This is a genomic window from Phyllobacterium sp. CL33Tsu (assembly GCF_900113985.1).
GTDB lineage: Bacteria > Pseudomonadota > Alphaproteobacteria > Rhizobiales > Rhizobiaceae > Phyllobacterium > Phyllobacterium pellucidum.
Genome location: NZ_FORJ01000009.1, coordinates 158,210 through 173,604, shown reverse-complemented (window position 1 = coordinate 173,604; position 15,395 = coordinate 158,210). Strand labels below are relative to the sequence as shown.

The following is a 15,395-nucleotide window of genomic DNA, read 5'->3' as shown; positions in this document are numbered from 1 at the left end:
GGAACATGCCGCGCAAGCTCAGGAACGATATCAACCTGGCCGGCGTCAAGATTATCAAGGGTCATGTTATTCCAGCGTTGATAATAGCGCAGCCAAGTTCCACCCACGTCTTGTGTATTCCGAGCAGGAATAAATCGGGTGAACACTGTCCGCGTAGGGTCTTTTCCTACCAAGGCCTCAATGTGCGGTAAGACCCGGTCGAACCACGGCATGGCCCAAGGGCTGTCACCTCGAAAAATGCCCTGCATGTCGACACAAAGGTGAACTGCCGCTTCATCAATGGGGCCAAATCTTAGTCCGCTCGCCACGGTCGCCACCCGTCTAAAGAAACATTATTATCAGCATGCGGAGGGTGGCAGCTAGCCGTGAATATGGGTGCGAACCAGCCAAAACAAGGCTTTCAGTCTCAATGGTTTTCTTAACCATTATGCTTGTGTCCTGCGTCATCAGCATCCACGGCCTCAGCATCATCACTACCCTAACGGGAACTGCTACGAGTCCACTGATGACGGCGCCCCCGGTCTAGCGCCGCGGCTCCGGGTTCTCGAAAGGTAAAAGTGAAATTTCCCGCATAACCGCCTAACGCCCTGATGGTTCCGCCGCCGTGTTGGGAACTTGTGCGTGCGACGCCCATTAGGTGCTCGTAAACCAAATTGGAAAATCCCATGGTATTGGACGAGATCGAGGGAGGATGTCTGTGCGGCAATATTCGATTTCGTGTGCGCCGAATTAGGCGTACGCACATTTGTCACTGTGACATGTGTCGTCGCGCGACTGGCGGACCGTTTGCCGTGCTGAGTTGGGTTGACGCCACAGCTGTCGTCTGGGAGGGAACAAAGCAACCGAAAGCGCGACGCTCCTCCCCAATCGCAACGCGCAGTTTCTGCGGCGATTGCGGTACGCCAATCACATTGCAATATGACGACGACCCGGATCAGCTCGCGTTCTATGCGGGTACGTTTGATACGCCGGAAAAAATACCACCAACCTACAATTATCATGAGCAAAGCAGATTGCATTGGGTCCGGTGCGGTGAAGAGCTGCCAGCCCACCCTCCTGAGGAAGGCTGGTAACTCCGTACCCAGAAAGGAGACACGAAATGCCAACCATCGCGCAAGCCATCGCAATCGCGGCTTCCGCGCATGCTGGCCACCTCGCCGAAAACGGCGAGCCATATATTTTTCACCCCTTGAGGGTCATGCTCAAACTTGTGGACATCGAGGAACAGATCGTGGGCGTCCTTCATGACGTCGTTGAAAAAACGGCATGGACGTTGGTCACTCTGCGCTCGGAGGGTTTTTCGGAGCATGTTCTCGTGGCTATCGACGCCGTTACACGTAGGCATGGGGAAGACTATGAAGACTTTGTTGAGCGTACCAAAATCAATGCGCTGGCTCGGCGCGTTAAAATCGCTGACCTCGAGGACAATATCCAAACTGTGCAAATGCAGGTTCAAGACGACAAATCGCGAGACAAGCTCGCAAAATATACCAAAGCCCTGAGGGTCTTGAGTGGCGGGATGGATACTCCTGCGTAACGCGTCGAGGTCCACAAGGGCCAGGGATCAAAATTCATTCTCTGACGTTGCGACACTGTAACCGAATTAGAATGTCTTGGAGGTTCTATGCGTTGTCGCCTCGCCGCTCTTCTTCTGTCCGTATCCGCCCTGGGATTTGTGCTGCCGTCCGCAGGTGGCGCGCAGACCAAGGGCAAAGTCGGGGAATTCTCCGATGTTGTAGTCCAGGGATCTATTCTTGAACCTGAAAAGCTCCAGGTGAAAGATGATGCGCAGCTGACGTCACTTATCATGCGGCCGCAAGGCTTCAAGGTCGACGTATTTGCCCGCGACCTCATCAATCCGCGCATGCTCGCCGTGTCCGAAAAGGGTGTCCTCTATGCGACGCGTCGCTCTGTCGGCGACGTGATCATGCTTAAGGACGACAACGACGATGGCAAGGCCGATGGTATCCAGACAGTGGCCAGCCGGCCGGGCCTGCATGGTATCGCTTTCGACGGAAGCACCGTTTTCCTCGTCACGGTGAATGATGTCTATACCGCGCCAGTGAACGAAGACGGTACCTTCGGTGAGCTCAAGCGTATCATCAACGATTTACCCGACGCGGGGCAGCATGCCAACCGAACTATCGCAGTCGGGCCCGATGGCATGCTGTATATTACCGTAGGAAGTACCTGCAACGAGTGCCAGGAAAGCAACCCTGAAAACGCAACCATCCTTCGTGCCAAGAAGGATGGTACGAGCCGAACGATATTTGCCAGCGGCCTGCGCAACACCATCGGCTTCGACTGGGAGCCAAAGACCGGCGTATTATATGGCCTCGATCACGGCATTGACTGGCTTGGCGACGCGTCACAGGTTGAAGAGCTAAATCGCATCGAACAAGGCAAGCAGTATGGCTGGCCGTTCGTGTTCGGCATGAGCGAACTCAACCCCCACATCAATACGCCGGAAGGCATGACGCTTGATCAGTGGGCAAAGCTTTCAACTGAACCCGTGCTTGGCTACACCGCTCACAGCGCCCCTATGCAGATGGCCTTCTACGACGGCAATGCCTTTCCAGCCGACTACAGTGGCGACGCCTTTGTCGCAATGCGCGGTTCATGGAACCGTCGCCCGCCGAGCGGCTATGAGGTGGTTCGGATAAATTTCGAGAACGGCAAACCAATCGGTGTCGAAAAGTTTCTTGAAGGGTTTCTGCTCAAGCAGGAAGGCGGCAAATTCGGCTTTCTCGGGCGCCTGACGGGGGTTGCTGTCGGCAAAGATGGATCGCTTTATGTCGCAGACGATTCGAATGGTATTGTTTACAGAGTTTCGCACGATGGCAATGCTTCGGCTGCCGGAGCCAATCCACAAGCCGTCCCTAATGTAGTGACCGACATTCCGGCGTCCAAGATCGCCATCGACCTTGTCGATGCCAAATCCGAAGACCCGCTCAAGGCAGAGTCCAGCTTTGGCAGTGATCAGCCCATTCCACTTCCGCATGTGGCCGATGGCGATAATGCCTCGCCCAAGCTCACTTGGAATGGCGGTCCAGACGGAACGAAATCATTCGTTATCATTGTGGACGATCCGGATGCTGAAAAGCCCAAACCCTTTGTTCACTGGCTAGCCTACGACATCCCCGCTACTACGGCCGAACTGCGAGAAGGTCTTCCCACTGATCCGGTTCTTTCCTTTCCAAAGGACATGAAGCAGGGCATCAATTCGTCCGGTTCGAGCGGATATACCGGGCCTAAGCCCCCCTTCGGAGATCCAGCGCACCATTACCATTTCCAGTTATTCGCCCTCGACCTTGCGACTCTTGATCTTGAACCAGGCTCCAAGCGGGATGCTGTACTGAAAGCGATGGCAGGCCATGTGTTGGCTGAGGGCCAAATCGTGGGTACGTATGAGCGAAAGTCTGCGGCAAATGATAGGTGAATGGAGACGTCTCGGTGGCGCGGTCCATGTGGGCTAGCGCTCGCTTCATGGAACCCATTGAAAGTGAGGGCACGGTTGGAGCCTCCCACAGCGACTTTACTCATGCCCGTTGTCTTTCTGTGCGCTGGCGACTCGAAGGCTCATCGATCAGCCTGGGATGTCCGAGGGAACAAATTATAGACGCCAAAGTTGAGAGTGCATGTTTCACACGGCACGCCACCTTGCCCATTTACTAGGAGATGCACCATGAGCAACTTCGATTCCACTCCCGGTTACGATCCGCATCCATCAAATACCCTGACCGCCTTTTACGAAGACCGTGATGCGGCCGAAGAAGCCGTCCAGCGTTTGGTGGCCACGGGTATTAACCAAGCTAGCATTCGTCTCGTCGACGGCGATGACACCCTCGATGCATCGGCAACGACAAACGAGCATGGCAAGGGATTTTGGGAATCAATCGGCGATTTCCTTTTCCCCAGTGCGGAACGGGAAGTCTATACCGAAGGACTACGACGCGGCGGTTTCCTTGTTACGGTAGCCAATGTAACTGGCGAATTGGCGATAAGGCTCTCGACATTCTCGATGATGAGGGCAGCGTCGATATCGATGAACGCGCCGCTTCTTGGCGTTCGGAAGGATGGTCACCCAGCGCTGCGGACGATACAGACGATCCCGCCCCGTCCACTGGCGAAGACGCAAGCGCTGCATCGGGCGATAGTGTAAATGAACTCCAGGCGAACCTCGAAGAAGAGCGCCGACTCAGGCGAGATTTGACTATCGGACGTACCCGCGCGCGCTCGTATACCTTTGATAAATAAACGACGCATGAGCCTGGCGCTGGAACTTCCGACGCCAGGCAAACCGAAGAATGAATCATTGCGGCTCTGGGTCGCCGCCATTTGCTAGTATGGGCGCCAAGCTTTATTCCACGCAATCTTTGGCGGCGTCGGCCGTGGCTGCCGCCGTCTTGTCTCCCTTCTGCTGAGCGGCGACATCTTGGTCTGACGTAGCCTGATTTTTGTCTGCCGCCATCGGCATGGTATTGCCGTCTTTCTGCGTTTCCGCTTTAGCTTTATTGCTGGTCGTTGTGGTTCCCGAGCTTGCTGGCAAGTTTTGCGTCTTGCTGTTAGGGCTATTCTCTAATGGGACATGCGTGCCATCTTGGGAAATCCCTTTCTGTGCGTCCGCTGGAGTGGCGCCGGCGGTATCGGGACAAGCCGCCATGCTTGGCGCAGCAAAAAAAGTAGTGAACGCCAAAAATGCAAAAATCGTTGATATCGGTTTCATTTAAATCTCTCCTTACGTCTATGTAAAATCCCCTTGCAGTTACATTGTTCCGAACTCAAATGGTGCGCCAGGGAGTGATCGGTAGCCCTTCTTTCCCAAGCGCCGCAACCAGAAGGCGGCCTGGGCGAGTTTACCCGTGCCCGACTATCACCCACTCGGTTGTGTCATAACGTCGGAAATACGCAACGTGCCAATGAGCCGGCTCATATCGTCATATACGTGGACCAAGAACTTCGAAGGATCGATGTTTCTCCCGACAGCTTCATGGATATTGTCGCGCGCGGCTTCCGCGGCAGCGTGTAGGGCGGCTTCACCGTCGGCACACTCCACATCGACCACGTCAATGAGCAGCCCGTCTCCCTCGTGGTAGGCGAAATGAAAGATTGGCATTGTGCCTATGGCTCCTGGTGAAGTGACCGTAAATCAACAAGCGTCCAGACAGGCTACTGTTCCCTCAATAAATAAATTGATTGATTCGGAATCCCGAAAACCCGGTCCTATATTCTCGTCCATGGTTTACGAGGACTACAAGACGTTCCAGCGAGTGCAAGTGTTCGGCAGGCAGGCGGGCCAGCTTGTCAGCGTGACGTCGGCGTACGACGCAGCAAGGTTCGTGCTCGAGCACTGGCCAGATCAGGCTGGCCCGAAAAATCTCATGGCGCGTGAGATATTGCTTAAGTGCCTTGAGGGGAATTGCTCGCCGGCCGTGGCGCGTGTGGCTTTCGTCGAGGCCGCGAGAGAAGCCGACATTTACATGGAAGCCGAGCCGATGCGACCGGCCTATACCGGTAAGCCTGATCCAAAATGGGGCAAGAGAAAGACAGCCCGACGATGAGCAACGATCCTGCTGTGCAGTCCGCAACGTCTGTGGCTCTATCGACGTCAGCTATCCTTGCGGCGCTCGTGTCCCACCTGAAGCGAAAGGACCTCATATCCGAGCAGGACGAGCGGGAGGTTTACGAGTTCGCACTCCAGTTGCTGGAACAGAACCAACCAGAGGGACCGGCAACAGTGTTCGAAATGGCGCGGGAAGTAATCGAGGAGCAACTGAGACCAAGCACTCCTTAAAAAAAGCCCGCCGGTTATTGGGCGGGAGTGGGTATTGGCAACGTTAGCGGGAGCAATCTAATGAAAAATGAGTTGGAGCCTCCATCACCGGAAGGCGTCGCGTGTGATACAAAACTTGCCCGACCATTAGCAGAACGCTTGGCGATAAAACCGCACGAAGGCCCGCTAAAGAAAAAGAAGACTTGGTTTAAGCGGGGAATGAAACATCCAGAGTATGCTGACTTTGCTCTTACTGTGACGATCGACTTTGCGTACGGGGGTATGACATCCTTTTCACTGAAACCGGGCGACGATCACTCAGTGCCGTGCCGGACAACCGCCCCTTATGATACCTTTTGTGTGGATTGGGATCGCCCTTGCGTCCCCTCTAAGAGTGCTGTCGTCAGGGGCGGAAAAACATACAGTTGGTACGTCTAGCAGGCACGCCAGCTTGGTGCGAAACACAAAAGAGCCCGCCAACCGGATAACCGGCGGCGGGCGATTTCTTATCTCAATGATGGATGCTGGCTTATCCGAGTGTGCCAGCCACCGCCTATACGTCGAGGCCTCACCCGAAATAGGGACGGAGAAAAGCTTTACGTCGTAGCGACGAAACCGAAGGGCCAACTCTCGCTTTTTGTCAGCCGATGATATTACCGGTCAGAGACTTGGAGAGAAAGCTTATGGACGGAGCGACCTTCGTATCTGTGGAATCATCAGAGGTTGTGGAGCAATTGGGCCCCGCTGGACCAATTCAGCCTGAAACAAAGCGGGCGATTGATTGGCCCATGGTCATAAAAGCTCTCATTATGATAACTGCTGTGCTCGCATACAGTTACTTCGGCGCGATCTATACTCTCTCGCAATAGGACGGCATCACTGGCAGAGCGATAAAGGTTGGGCTGAACGGGTCGCGGGACCTGATGGCTCGGTCGTGTCAGCCTGGTTCTTCCGTTCTTTGATGCGAGATCGGATCATGAATCGTCGCTTTGCAAAGCGGCCGTCGGGCCCAAGCATCCCCTGCTGCACTTTAAATCGTTGGATTCAAACATTGTTTGCGGAATGAACTTCGGGCTGATCAAGTCCGATTCGCGCCGTGGCCGTTGCTGTCCGGGGTCGCCTTGTCGATCTGCCTTAGCATTTCTGCTGACAGAGTTGCTTCGCTCGCGGCGAACGTATAACGGTGGCTTTAATCTCTAGTCGGGTAGTCTGCTTTGAAAAATGATTCTCTTGAGGGCCTGCGAGGACTCGCGGCTCTAGGTGTGCTCCTTGCGCACATCTTACTCGCATTGTTCCCTTATCTCGCGCACTATTCGCCGCGTGCTGGCGACATCCCCCAGGCTCATTGGTGGGAAACGTATCTGTCTCTGCCAATCTTTACCGTGTTCTTTAACGGGAATTTTGCGGTATCGATATTTTTCGTTCTCAGCGGCTACGTACTAACCAAAAAATTTTTTGAAACGGATGACATTCGCGTTCTGAGGAAAGGCGCCATAAAGCGCTACCCTCGGTTGGTAATCCCTGCGGCTTTCTCAGTAATCTTCGCTTGGAGTCTAATGTCGCTTGGTTGGATAAGAACCGATCTAGTACCTAAGCTTCAAGGCGCAGGATGGCCCACTAGTCAATATCGGACGGTCTACACGTTCCAAGAGGCTTTGTGGAATGGTTTCGTTGGTGCCCCAATTTTAAACGATATTGCACTGAACGTTCCCCTCTGGACAATCCAAATTGAACTTTTCGGCTCACTATTCCTGTTTGCTGCCTAGGTTCTCGTTGGCCAGCGTAGCCTCCTTCTAACCCTTGCCGCTTTCCTAATGTTCACACTCTTTTTTAAGCCGGGAACTGTGCTGCTGATGCATTTCCTGACGATTTTTGCTGGCAGTTGCCTCCACCGGATACGGGAATGGTTGATTAGCTACCAGAAGTTGGCAACGGCATTGATCTTTCTCGGCCTATACATCGGTGGATACGATACTTCAGCGGCGTATATGTGGTTGGACCTGAATTTCGGTTCCCTTCCCTTTCCGCTTCCAGACCTGACTGGGAAAGAACGACTACTGATGAACATAATTGGGGCATTGTTTATCGTGTGCGGCGTTTTGGGGAGCACGAAAGCAGCAGGCCTTTTGACTTCGCGAGTACCAACGTTTCTCGGCAGGATTTCCTTCTCCAGCTATCTCATCCACTGGCCAATTATATGTTCATTCACCTTCGCAACCATGGGACTTCTTATGCTGGATTGGGGGTTTAACCACGAACTCGCCGCCGTTATAACAATACCGCTCACGATTGGCCTGATATTGATGATCTCCCATTTCTATGAACGTCTCATAGATTCCCCAAGCACAAGTTTGGCCAACTGGTTATCGGCACGCTTTTGGGATGATAAAAGGACGACAATCCCTATAGGGGTCGCTACAACTCGCGGCTCATCTTTATAACGCACCACCCAATATAATATACCAAGCGTTGCAGCAGCCGACATTCTTGGGAAAACGCGCCAATTAAATAAGCCAGGCGCCTGTCACGGGGCTTACCTAGAATAGGCAGCTATGCAGTCGAGATGAAAAGTAAGCACTTAAATTAGAGACCCCAGCCAAAGTCGCGATTATGATCGCGGTCCGAAAACGGACGATATTGGTTAGCATCGTTGCTCTAACTCTTCTTCATCCAGAACGCACCGCCGCTCGGTTCCACGCCCGCGAGCGGCCCGTTGTTCAATACTGCGTTAAGCGCGGACAAGACCTCTTGCTCCATAACGGTGTAAGCGAGTGGCAACACAATTTCATCACCCATAGCACCACCAAGCAGGTACATCATTAAGAGATACTGCTCATTATAATAACGCTCCGTCCATTGCGCTGGATAGTCTTCAGGCAAAAAAACATCATGGATGCCGTAAAAGCAACCCGCTTTTAAAAACGGCAATATCATTGTGAAAAACACTGTTACATCTGAATATTGGAAACTACGGTGAGAATTGTCAATGAAGGCAATGTCACCGGGCTGTAAGCGCGCGAAAATGGACAAATCGACATCCTGAAGGCCGGTCCGCACAACCTCATCGCAAATCTTATCTATCTCGGCTCGCGGTAAAGGATCGATCGAAATTATTTTGGTTTGCAGGCCGTGATCGCGGACAGCTCGCTTGGCAAACTTGGTTGAATTTCCAGATCCAACCTCAAGGTAAAGGTTAGGGTTGTTTTGGACGAGCAAGCAATAGATACTAATGCCGTCGAGAACAGACAACCAACCATTCGACCAATACGGCTGCTCAATATCAGCCGGTTCATCCAGCGATATGCGATGAAGAAAAGGCTGCAATTCACAAAATGAAGCTAGTAGGCGTTTGTATTCTTCGCGCCGTTTCACGATCAACGACTTCCATGGGTTCCTACGCGTGGGAAGTAGGGATAGTCGAATTCTAAAACAAAACGACCATTCCTGCGTTCATTTTGATGCAGAAGCATGTGCTTGATCTCAGATATCTCAGCACGAAGCTGCGCGTTTTCTACCAACGCGGTGTTTCGTTGGTGTCTGAGGCGCGCAATCGCCGGAATTTTAAAGGCAAGATGCTTCAGCGAGTTTGTCATGAAGGCGTGAGATCCCAAATGTATTGGAAAACATTAAAGTCAACTTATTCACACTTGCACTGCTATAATGATCTCACTACCGGAGATATCCCGAACTGCAGATTGATCGAATTAACTATTATTCAATCTCGACAGGACTAACTAGGATCGCTGCGGAATGAACCGCGGAGGATACAGCGTGTGAAACCAAAATAGAGCGACCGCTCATAATATCAGGAATTTCCACTTGCTGTTAGCCTCGTAAAGGGCCCCGGCGGGCCCGCGGGTATGGCTTACTTGTCGGCTTCGCATGCGAGCACAACTCACGATCACCAAGCAAGGCCCACAACGTTTTTTGTATTCTCAATTCGCAGTTTCAGCGCACTCGTCAACATAGTCTGCGCCTCCAACTCGGTGAGCTTACACGGCGGATTGGGCGCGTCGAGCACTCCGGAACTAAATTTGTCACTGCCGCCAAATACGGCGTATCTATTGCAAACAATGCCTGTTATCAGATTTCGGCCGTTGTTAGTCTCGCTGGATCGAACCCACCCACTTTTCGAGTTTCGTGAGCTAACAACATTTGCACTAAATATCATTCGCGATTGCCCGAGGGACTGCACTTCAAGCAGGCTGTCACCTTCCATCCAATTAGGTTTTTGCACGCCTAAGACAGAAAGAATCGTCGGGGCTATATCAATACGCTGGACAGATTGGGCGACTACGCCTGGACTAACGCTTGGAAAGCGAACCATCAAAGGTATACGCTTATGAGCATTATATCCCTGTCCATGATCCGATGTAATTACAATAAAGGTGTCGTTCAAGATTCCTTGTTTGGTCAAAAAGGTGTAAGCAGCCTCAATAGTATTATCAAAATCGCGAATAGAATCTTCGTAGAATTCCTTCTGCCAAGGACGCTCTTGCTTCAAATTTGCCGACGCCACTCGTGAACTAGGATTAAACATTGGACCGTGCGAGCCCATGAAATGCGTATTGATAAAGAAAGGACGATGATGCCGGGCAATGCGTTTTATTGCCTCGATGCGATCAACATCCGTGAGAGTTGAGCTCGTTCCCTCTATTTGATCCATTGGATTATCGTATTCTTTAATAAAAGTAGCGTCCATCATTAGCTCCACCGCGTAACCCACGGTGTGCAGGACGAACTGTCCCAGGGGTCCGTCCCCCAAATAGTTTGTTGTCAAATTGCGATATCGCTCGTCCTCACCGTTGTTTTCGTCAAAGGCGTTGGTAAGGTTTTGGTCCCTAGCATCGGCAAAATGCGGCACTGCCAAGTTCGCCCGGTAATATCCTAGTTGCCCCAGCAAATGCGGCAACGTGCGCTCCGCGAAGTTTGTGTCGAGCGAATCGGGGGGATATACCACGCCGGTGGTGAGGGGAGATATTCCATTCAGAAGTGAAACGATTGATCCGGTGGTGTTACCATTGTTAGTATAAGCGTTAGTATAAATTGTGAATTCATCACTATGCTTGCTTAGGAACGGCGTTGTATCGGCACTATACCCGTAGATTCCCATGCTCGAAGCATCCAACCCGTCCGAGGAGAGGATGAGAACGTTGAATTTATGTTTCACATCTTGGCTTGATACTTTGGCCGCAGCACTCGGCGCCATGGTGAGAAATATTAGGTAGCCAATTGCGACGGCTGAAAGCGCGCACAGGGGGATGATTCCGAGATTTGTTGCTCGATATGCCAAAGCACTGAGAGGCGAAAGTAGTAGCTTCGCCCCTAAAGCGCTAATTATGAGGAAGGTGAGTTTCAGTGCGAAGCTGTCACCCACCTTCAGACCTACGCCGAAAAGCGTATAAGACCAATTTTCTCCAATTGTTATTAGAGTCACCACAAGAATAACATATGCAACAAGCGAAGCTGCATTCTGCGTCCATTCCAATTTTCCCGAAATACCCGATAATAAACTACTAACTGTAAATGCCAAAAGCGCGACAACAACAGTCAGCGCGAACATTCCTGATAAAACGGAAAGTTTATCGACCAATGGTAAACTTGCTAAAAAAGAAACCTTAGTGACTTCAAAGACAAAGCTGTAAGAGGTGAAAATCAACGCGGCAAACAATACCACCCAAAAGCCGAATCTTGCCACTTTGAATTTCATTTGACTTTTTGAGGTAGTTTTATAGTGTGCCGAGGAATTCATTTGTTCTCTTTTTCGAAAAAGAACAGCGTCCGTCCAGAAGTGGATATAGTTTCTGTGCGATCTATCCGACCAAATTTAGATAAATGCCCAGCAAACTCTTCCATAGAGTAGTTAGGGAAAATGTCCTCCCGTAACGCCAGCATGCGCTTAACTGTTGGGTCATCTTTGGGGACAAATTCGATCACGCCGCGCGGCGCAATTGCAGTTAACCAACGGACGACCTGATCGAGCGGAACGTTCTTTGCGATGGCCAAATGATGTTCGAAAGCAAGAGCTATCAATGCGTCGGCTTTTGTCCTTTGATCGAACCCCAACCGCTCGGATTGCTGCCAACCTTGAGAAGGACTAGGATTAGATGCATCGAGCCATAAGGGCAAAAATTGTAGCTGATCCGCTTGAGCTCGCGCGAATGCTAGTTCCAACGCGTTCTGATCGAAATCAAACCCAACCACATATTCAGCCCCACCGTTGAGAGCCGCGACGGAATAATCGCCAGAGTTGCATCCTATATCTACAAGCAGCCGTGGCTTTAAACGATTGGTGAATTCCGAAATCAAGCGAGCTTTAAGTTGAGCTTCGTCACCGGTATACGTGTTTTCTTTGGCATATTCACCCCAGACCGTTTGCTTTTCACCGGCAGGTTGGAGTTTCGAAATCCAATTATGCATCTGTTGCAGTAATGCTCGATAATTGGATTTCTTTAACGTATGTCGATTCTTTACCGAGGAAACCGCAGCCGCGGGGTCGGAAACCGATTTTCTCTCAAGTCGTGCCTGCATCATCACATGTAACAAAACGTTGAATGATAACCGCTTTGCTATAGGGATTAACTTCGCGATATCCGCAGTGGAAATTCCCTCCAAAGCACCTCTAAACCAATTATTGTGACTGACACCTGTGAGTGACCGCAGCAAAAGTGGATTCAGAAACTGCTCGCAAAATTGTCGATGCCCCAACCAGAATTCACCATCTCTATATGGACGTATCGAGAGGAGATCGATAAAAATTGGATCTGGACCTTGGAATTGCACGTTATATGCGGATGCGTCTGTAAGAACAAACCCCTCGTCAAAGAGCTCGAGTTGAACAGCCAAGTGACATAAAGCGGCAGCTTTTAATTGGCTAAATGTCCATTCGTATGCATACGAAATATACGGTATCTTGGGGTGGCGCAGAACGTACTCTGCAGATGGTATATTTTCCGGCCAGTTGTTGTGAGGGACCTCATCGAACCCAATGAGATTCCCTTGCTCTGCTAACAACTTGACGACGGGGCTATCGCGAAACTTTTCGTAACTCGCTTTAGCTGTTGCCTGTACAGTCCGGAATATTTGATCATTGTGCGAAAACACGTGGCCCGATGGGTCACGAAACGAGCCTGCGATTTGTTCCAAAGCTATTCGCCTTTAGCCTGATTTTTCTTTTTGCTAGCCTTGGCGCCTGTGAACCAGCCTTTCAAGCGATAGTAGTATCCGGATACTACGACCGAAACCGTCAAAGCCCCTCCGATAATTCCCTGCAAAATCATACTGCCGGTACCCGGGTCCAAATAGGCATAAGCACTGCTGCTTAACAAAACAAAATAGGATGCAGATAGAGCTGCTAACGTGGAGTATCTAAACATCGTCCGTCCCTTTATCGAGGTGGGCCAAGCTGGCGGTCGTGGTGTGGGCGTATCAAAAAAAACACGCCAATGCATTCAACAGCGATTGATTTTTGATAAAACCTACGGGTTTGTCACAAATATGTCACATGCCAAATTGGCAGTCGCCTAGAAAATCAGGGGATAGGCTAACTAGGTTGTTTGGTACCGCGCCAAATGTTATGGCACGCCATTGGGAGAACCGCGGATGGAAGCAAGTCACAATCGAGAGAATAATTTGAATTTTTTGCGATTCGTCGCAGCCACTATCGTTGTTTTTGGGCATAGCCAAGCCCTAGTAGGAGATGTCCAGACTCAGGTATTACGTGGCTCGATAGCTCCAGTTGGCGTGATGATTTTTTTCGCAATTAGCGGCTTTCTAATAACTGACAGCTGGGAAAGACGACCATCTCTTATTACTTTCTTTTCAAGTCGCTGTTTGCGGATATTTCCCGCTCTGGTGATAGTAACTATCCTATCCTCCTTGGTTTTGGGTGTATTAGTTACAAGCCTCTCACCTAAGGATTATTTTTCCAATATAGGGACGTGGGAATACCTTTGGAACATTCTACTATATGTGACCTATTCTCTACCTGGCGTGTTTGAGCATAACATTGCGCCACACGCTGTAAATGGTTCGCTTTGGAGCTTGCCCCCTGAATTTCTTTGTTACGTCATTGTCAGTCTAATCGGAACGATTACGATAAAATATCGAATACATGCATATATTTGTTTGGCTATTATTATCGCGTTCATGTGCTTTTATTACCCAATTTACCGCGGCCCACAACTGGTATTCTATGGAACTGATATTTTCCAAGCAGCTAATGTAATGATATACTTCATGGTTGGAGCATTGATTCGATTGCTGAAGATACCATTGAATGTCCCGATCGCCGTTGCTGGATTGGCTCTAAATTTTTGGCTTCCATCACAAATCTCAAGCCTGGGGCCAGCCGTTAATTGGATAACAGTTAGCTATTTCGTCTTGGCATTTGGCTTTAAATCAACCCCACTGCTCAACAGTTGGGGAAAACCCGGTGATTTCTCCTACGGAATTTACCTGTATTCATTTCCTATCCAACAGACGCTTGGGTTCATTACCGAAAATCGACTGTCAGCTGTGCCGATGTTCCTTTTCTCGTTTGTTTTGGCTCTTGCGTTCGCCGTCGCCTCTTGGCATTTGGTTGAAGCTCCCTCGCTAAAGCTGAAGCGCTACGCCTTACCTGCAAAGAAAAACAATATTGCGCTCAAGCCTATGTAAAGGAGCGCAACTGGTCGCCCCACTGCATGCCATCTCACGTTTGGAGACACAATGCCAACATCAGTAGTTCAACAGTCAATCCTCTATGGGAACAAAGTCGAATCGATTGAGAGATCGTTGGAAAGCATTGCAAGGGCGGCTCTGTTGGGACGGCAGTTCGGTATCGACGAATACACCGTGAGTTACGGTGATTCATCGCCCGTACCTTCACTTAGCACCCAACAGTTGAAGAGTTTCAGAGAACGATTTCCGGCACTCAATATTACGTATGACTTTTTTAACACCAATCTCGGTTCGGCTGGGGGGCACAATCGCCTCGCGGCATCCGCTACAGCCGACTTCATTCTAATTCAGAATCCGGACGTGATTCCATCGCCTCGTTTGCTTGAAAATCTCGTTGCGCCTTTTTCGAATCCTTCGGTTGGCATGGTCGAGGCTAAGCAATTGCCGATCGAGCATCCTAAAGAATATGACCCAGTAACCGGCGATACGTCCTGGGCCAGCACCGCATGCGCTATCGTCCGCCGGGACACATTTGAACGATTGGCCGGATTCGATTCGGAAACATTCTTTCTGTATTGCGACGATGTCGATTTTTCTTGGCGGGTTAAGGAACTCGGCCTTCGGGTCATTTTTCAGCCATCTGCGATTGTATTCCATGACAAGCGGCTTACTCAATCAGGTACGTGGAAGACCACGCCAACAGAACAATACTATTCTGCGGAGGCAGCACTCCTTTTGTCGTACAAGTGGTCTCGGCAGGATCTTACTGAAAAAATCCTCGATAGCTTTTCCAAGTCGTCTGAGCCTTTTTATACCAAGGCGGCAGCAGAATTCAGACGGCGTCAAGGCGAAAATTTATTGCCGGCAAAGCGAGACTCCAATCACCTCATCGCCCAATTTATAAACGGTAATTACGCACAACATAGGTATGCGCTGTGATAACGAACTCCTTCCACGAGTA

Annotated in this window: 15 protein-coding genes and 1 pseudogene; 8 read left to right on the top strand and 8 right to left on the bottom strand. The window is 50.6% G+C overall.

Annotation, left to right across the window (positions count from 1 at the left end; translation table 11 throughout):
- Positions 1-212: pseudogene (locus BM074_RS23200) on the bottom strand (cysteine hydrolase); the annotation flags it as partial.
- Between the two features lie 453 nt (positions 213-665).
- On the opposite strand from BM074_RS23200, the gene BM074_RS22515 reads away from it, so the two are divergent.
- From BM074_RS22515 to BM074_RS22500, 4 genes are all read left to right on the top strand, one after another.
- On the top strand, positions 666-1,073 hold the full coding sequence (locus BM074_RS22515) for a GFA family protein (RefSeq protein ID WP_091925775.1): 408 nt from the start codon (positions 666-668) through the stop codon (positions 1,071-1,073).
- A gap of 26 nt (positions 1,074-1,099) precedes the next feature.
- The gene (locus BM074_RS22510; protein WP_091925773.1) at positions 1,100-1,537 is read left to right on the top strand and encodes an HD domain-containing protein; all 438 of its coding nucleotides are present in this window, start codon (positions 1,100-1,102) and stop codon (positions 1,535-1,537) included.
- A gap of 390 nt (positions 1,538-1,927) precedes the next feature.
- A complete protein-coding gene (locus tag BM074_RS22505; RefSeq protein ID WP_210186496.1) occupies positions 1,928-3,439 on the top strand; it encodes a YbhB/YbcL family Raf kinase inhibitor-like protein in 1,512 nt (503 codons plus the stop codon).
- A gap of 246 nt (positions 3,440-3,685) precedes the next feature.
- Positions 3,686-4,162 carry a hypothetical protein gene (locus BM074_RS22500; RefSeq protein ID WP_091925767.1) on the top strand — a complete coding sequence of 159 codons (477 nt, stop codon included), beginning with the start codon at positions 3,686-3,688 and terminating at the stop codon, positions 4,160-4,162.
- Positions 4,163-4,360: 198 nt separating this feature from the next.
- Here BM074_RS22500 and BM074_RS22495 read toward each other — a convergent pair whose 3' ends face one another.
- Both BM074_RS22495 and BM074_RS22490 read right to left on the bottom strand, forming a co-directional pair.
- Positions 4,361-4,726, bottom strand: a complete 366-nt coding sequence (locus BM074_RS22495) for a hypothetical protein (RefSeq protein ID WP_091925764.1) — start codon at positions 4,724-4,726, stop codon at positions 4,361-4,363.
- Positions 4,727-4,873: 147 nt separating this feature from the next.
- Complete coding sequence (locus tag BM074_RS22490) at positions 4,874-5,116, bottom strand: DUF6894 family protein (protein ID WP_091925761.1); 243 nt, start codon at positions 5,114-5,116, stop codon at positions 4,874-4,876.
- Between the two features lie 121 nt (positions 5,117-5,237).
- Here BM074_RS22490 and BM074_RS22485 point away from each other — a divergent pair, with 121 nt between their 5' ends.
- Positions 5,238-5,561: a DUF982 domain-containing protein gene (locus BM074_RS22485; protein WP_175499107.1), complete on the top strand. Its 324-nt coding sequence runs from the start codon at positions 5,238-5,240 to the stop codon at positions 5,559-5,561.
- Positions 5,558-5,794, top strand: coding sequence for a hypothetical protein (locus BM074_RS22480; RefSeq protein ID WP_091925755.1), 237 nt, complete (start codon positions 5,558-5,560; stop codon positions 5,792-5,794). The genes BM074_RS22485 and BM074_RS22480 overlap by 4 nt, the downstream gene beginning before the upstream one ends.
- 2,634 nt (positions 5,795-8,428) lie before the next feature.
- Here BM074_RS22480 and BM074_RS22460 read toward each other — a convergent pair.
- The 5 genes from BM074_RS22460 to BM074_RS22875 all read right to left on the bottom strand — a co-directional run bounded on the left by BM074_RS22460 (position 8,429) and on the right by BM074_RS22875 (position 13,149).
- Positions 8,429-9,145, bottom strand: a complete 717-nt coding sequence (locus BM074_RS22460; protein WP_244533074.1) for a class I SAM-dependent methyltransferase — start codon at positions 9,143-9,145, stop codon at positions 8,429-8,431.
- Between the two features lie 2 nt (positions 9,146-9,147).
- Positions 9,148-9,366, bottom strand: coding sequence for a hypothetical protein (locus BM074_RS22880; RefSeq protein ID WP_139217711.1), 219 nt, complete (start codon positions 9,364-9,366; stop codon positions 9,148-9,150).
- Positions 9,367-9,674: 308 nt separating this feature from the next.
- Positions 9,675-11,525: a sulfatase-like hydrolase/transferase gene (locus BM074_RS22455; protein WP_091925741.1), complete on the bottom strand. Its 1,851-nt coding sequence runs from the start codon at positions 11,523-11,525 to the stop codon at positions 9,675-9,677.
- Positions 11,522-12,919 (bottom strand): methyltransferase domain-containing protein, encoded by a 1,398-nt coding sequence (locus BM074_RS22450; protein ID WP_244533072.1) that lies wholly within the window; start codon positions 12,917-12,919, stop codon positions 11,522-11,524. Before BM074_RS22450 ends, BM074_RS22455 begins: the two co-directional genes overlap by 4 nt.
- 2 nt (positions 12,920-12,921) lie before the next feature.
- Entirely contained in the window at positions 12,922-13,149 is a 228-nt protein-coding gene (locus tag BM074_RS22875; RefSeq protein ID WP_139217710.1) for a hypothetical protein, read from the bottom strand.
- A 226-nt stretch (positions 13,150-13,375) separates the two neighbouring features.
- Between BM074_RS22875 and BM074_RS22445 the strand changes: the two genes are divergently transcribed.
- A complete protein-coding gene (locus BM074_RS22445) occupies positions 13,376-14,431 on the top strand; it encodes an acyltransferase family protein (RefSeq protein ID WP_091925735.1) in 1,056 nt (351 codons plus the stop codon).
- Between the two features lie 51 nt (positions 14,432-14,482).
- A complete protein-coding gene (locus BM074_RS22440; RefSeq protein WP_091925733.1) occupies positions 14,483-15,373 on the top strand; it encodes a glycosyltransferase in 891 nt (296 codons plus the stop codon).
- The last annotated feature ends 22 nt before the right edge of the window (positions 15,374-15,395 follow it).

Coding starts and splice junctions, on each gene's coding strand:
- BM074_RS22515 (WP_091925775.1), top strand. CDS start 666: ATGGTATTGGACGAGATCGAGGGAGGATGTCTGTGCGGCAATATTCGA.
- BM074_RS22510 (WP_091925773.1), top strand. CDS start 1,100: ATGCCAACCATCGCGCAAGCCATCGCAATCGCGGCTTCCGCGCATGCT.
- BM074_RS22505 (WP_210186496.1), top strand. CDS start 1,928: ATGCTTAAGGACGACAACGACGATGGCAAGGCCGATGGTATCCAGACA.
- BM074_RS22500 (WP_091925767.1), top strand. CDS start 3,686: ATGAGCAACTTCGATTCCACTCCCGGTTACGATCCGCATCCATCAAAT.
- BM074_RS22495 (WP_091925764.1), bottom strand. CDS start 4,726: ATGAAACCGATATCAACGATTTTTGCATTTTTGGCGTTCACTACTTTT.
- BM074_RS22490 (WP_091925761.1), bottom strand. CDS start 5,116: ATGCCAATCTTTCATTTCGCCTACCACGAGGGAGACGGGCTGCTCATT.
- BM074_RS22485 (WP_175499107.1), top strand. CDS start 5,238: ATGGTTTACGAGGACTACAAGACGTTCCAGCGAGTGCAAGTGTTCGGC.
- BM074_RS22480 (WP_091925755.1), top strand. CDS start 5,558: ATGAGCAACGATCCTGCTGTGCAGTCCGCAACGTCTGTGGCTCTATCG.
- BM074_RS22880 (WP_139217711.1), bottom strand. CDS start 9,366: ATGACAAACTCGCTGAAGCATCTTGCCTTTAAAATTCCGGCGATTGCG.
- BM074_RS22455 (WP_091925741.1), bottom strand. CDS start 11,525: ATGAATTCCTCGGCACACTATAAAACTACCTCAAAAAGTCAAATGAAA.
- BM074_RS22875 (WP_139217710.1), bottom strand. CDS start 13,149: ATGTTTAGATACTCCACGTTAGCAGCTCTATCTGCATCCTATTTTGTT.
- BM074_RS22445 (WP_091925735.1), top strand. CDS start 13,376: ATGGAAGCAAGTCACAATCGAGAGAATAATTTGAATTTTTTGCGATTC.
- BM074_RS22440 (WP_091925733.1), top strand. CDS start 14,483: ATGCCAACATCAGTAGTTCAACAGTCAATCCTCTATGGGAACAAAGTC.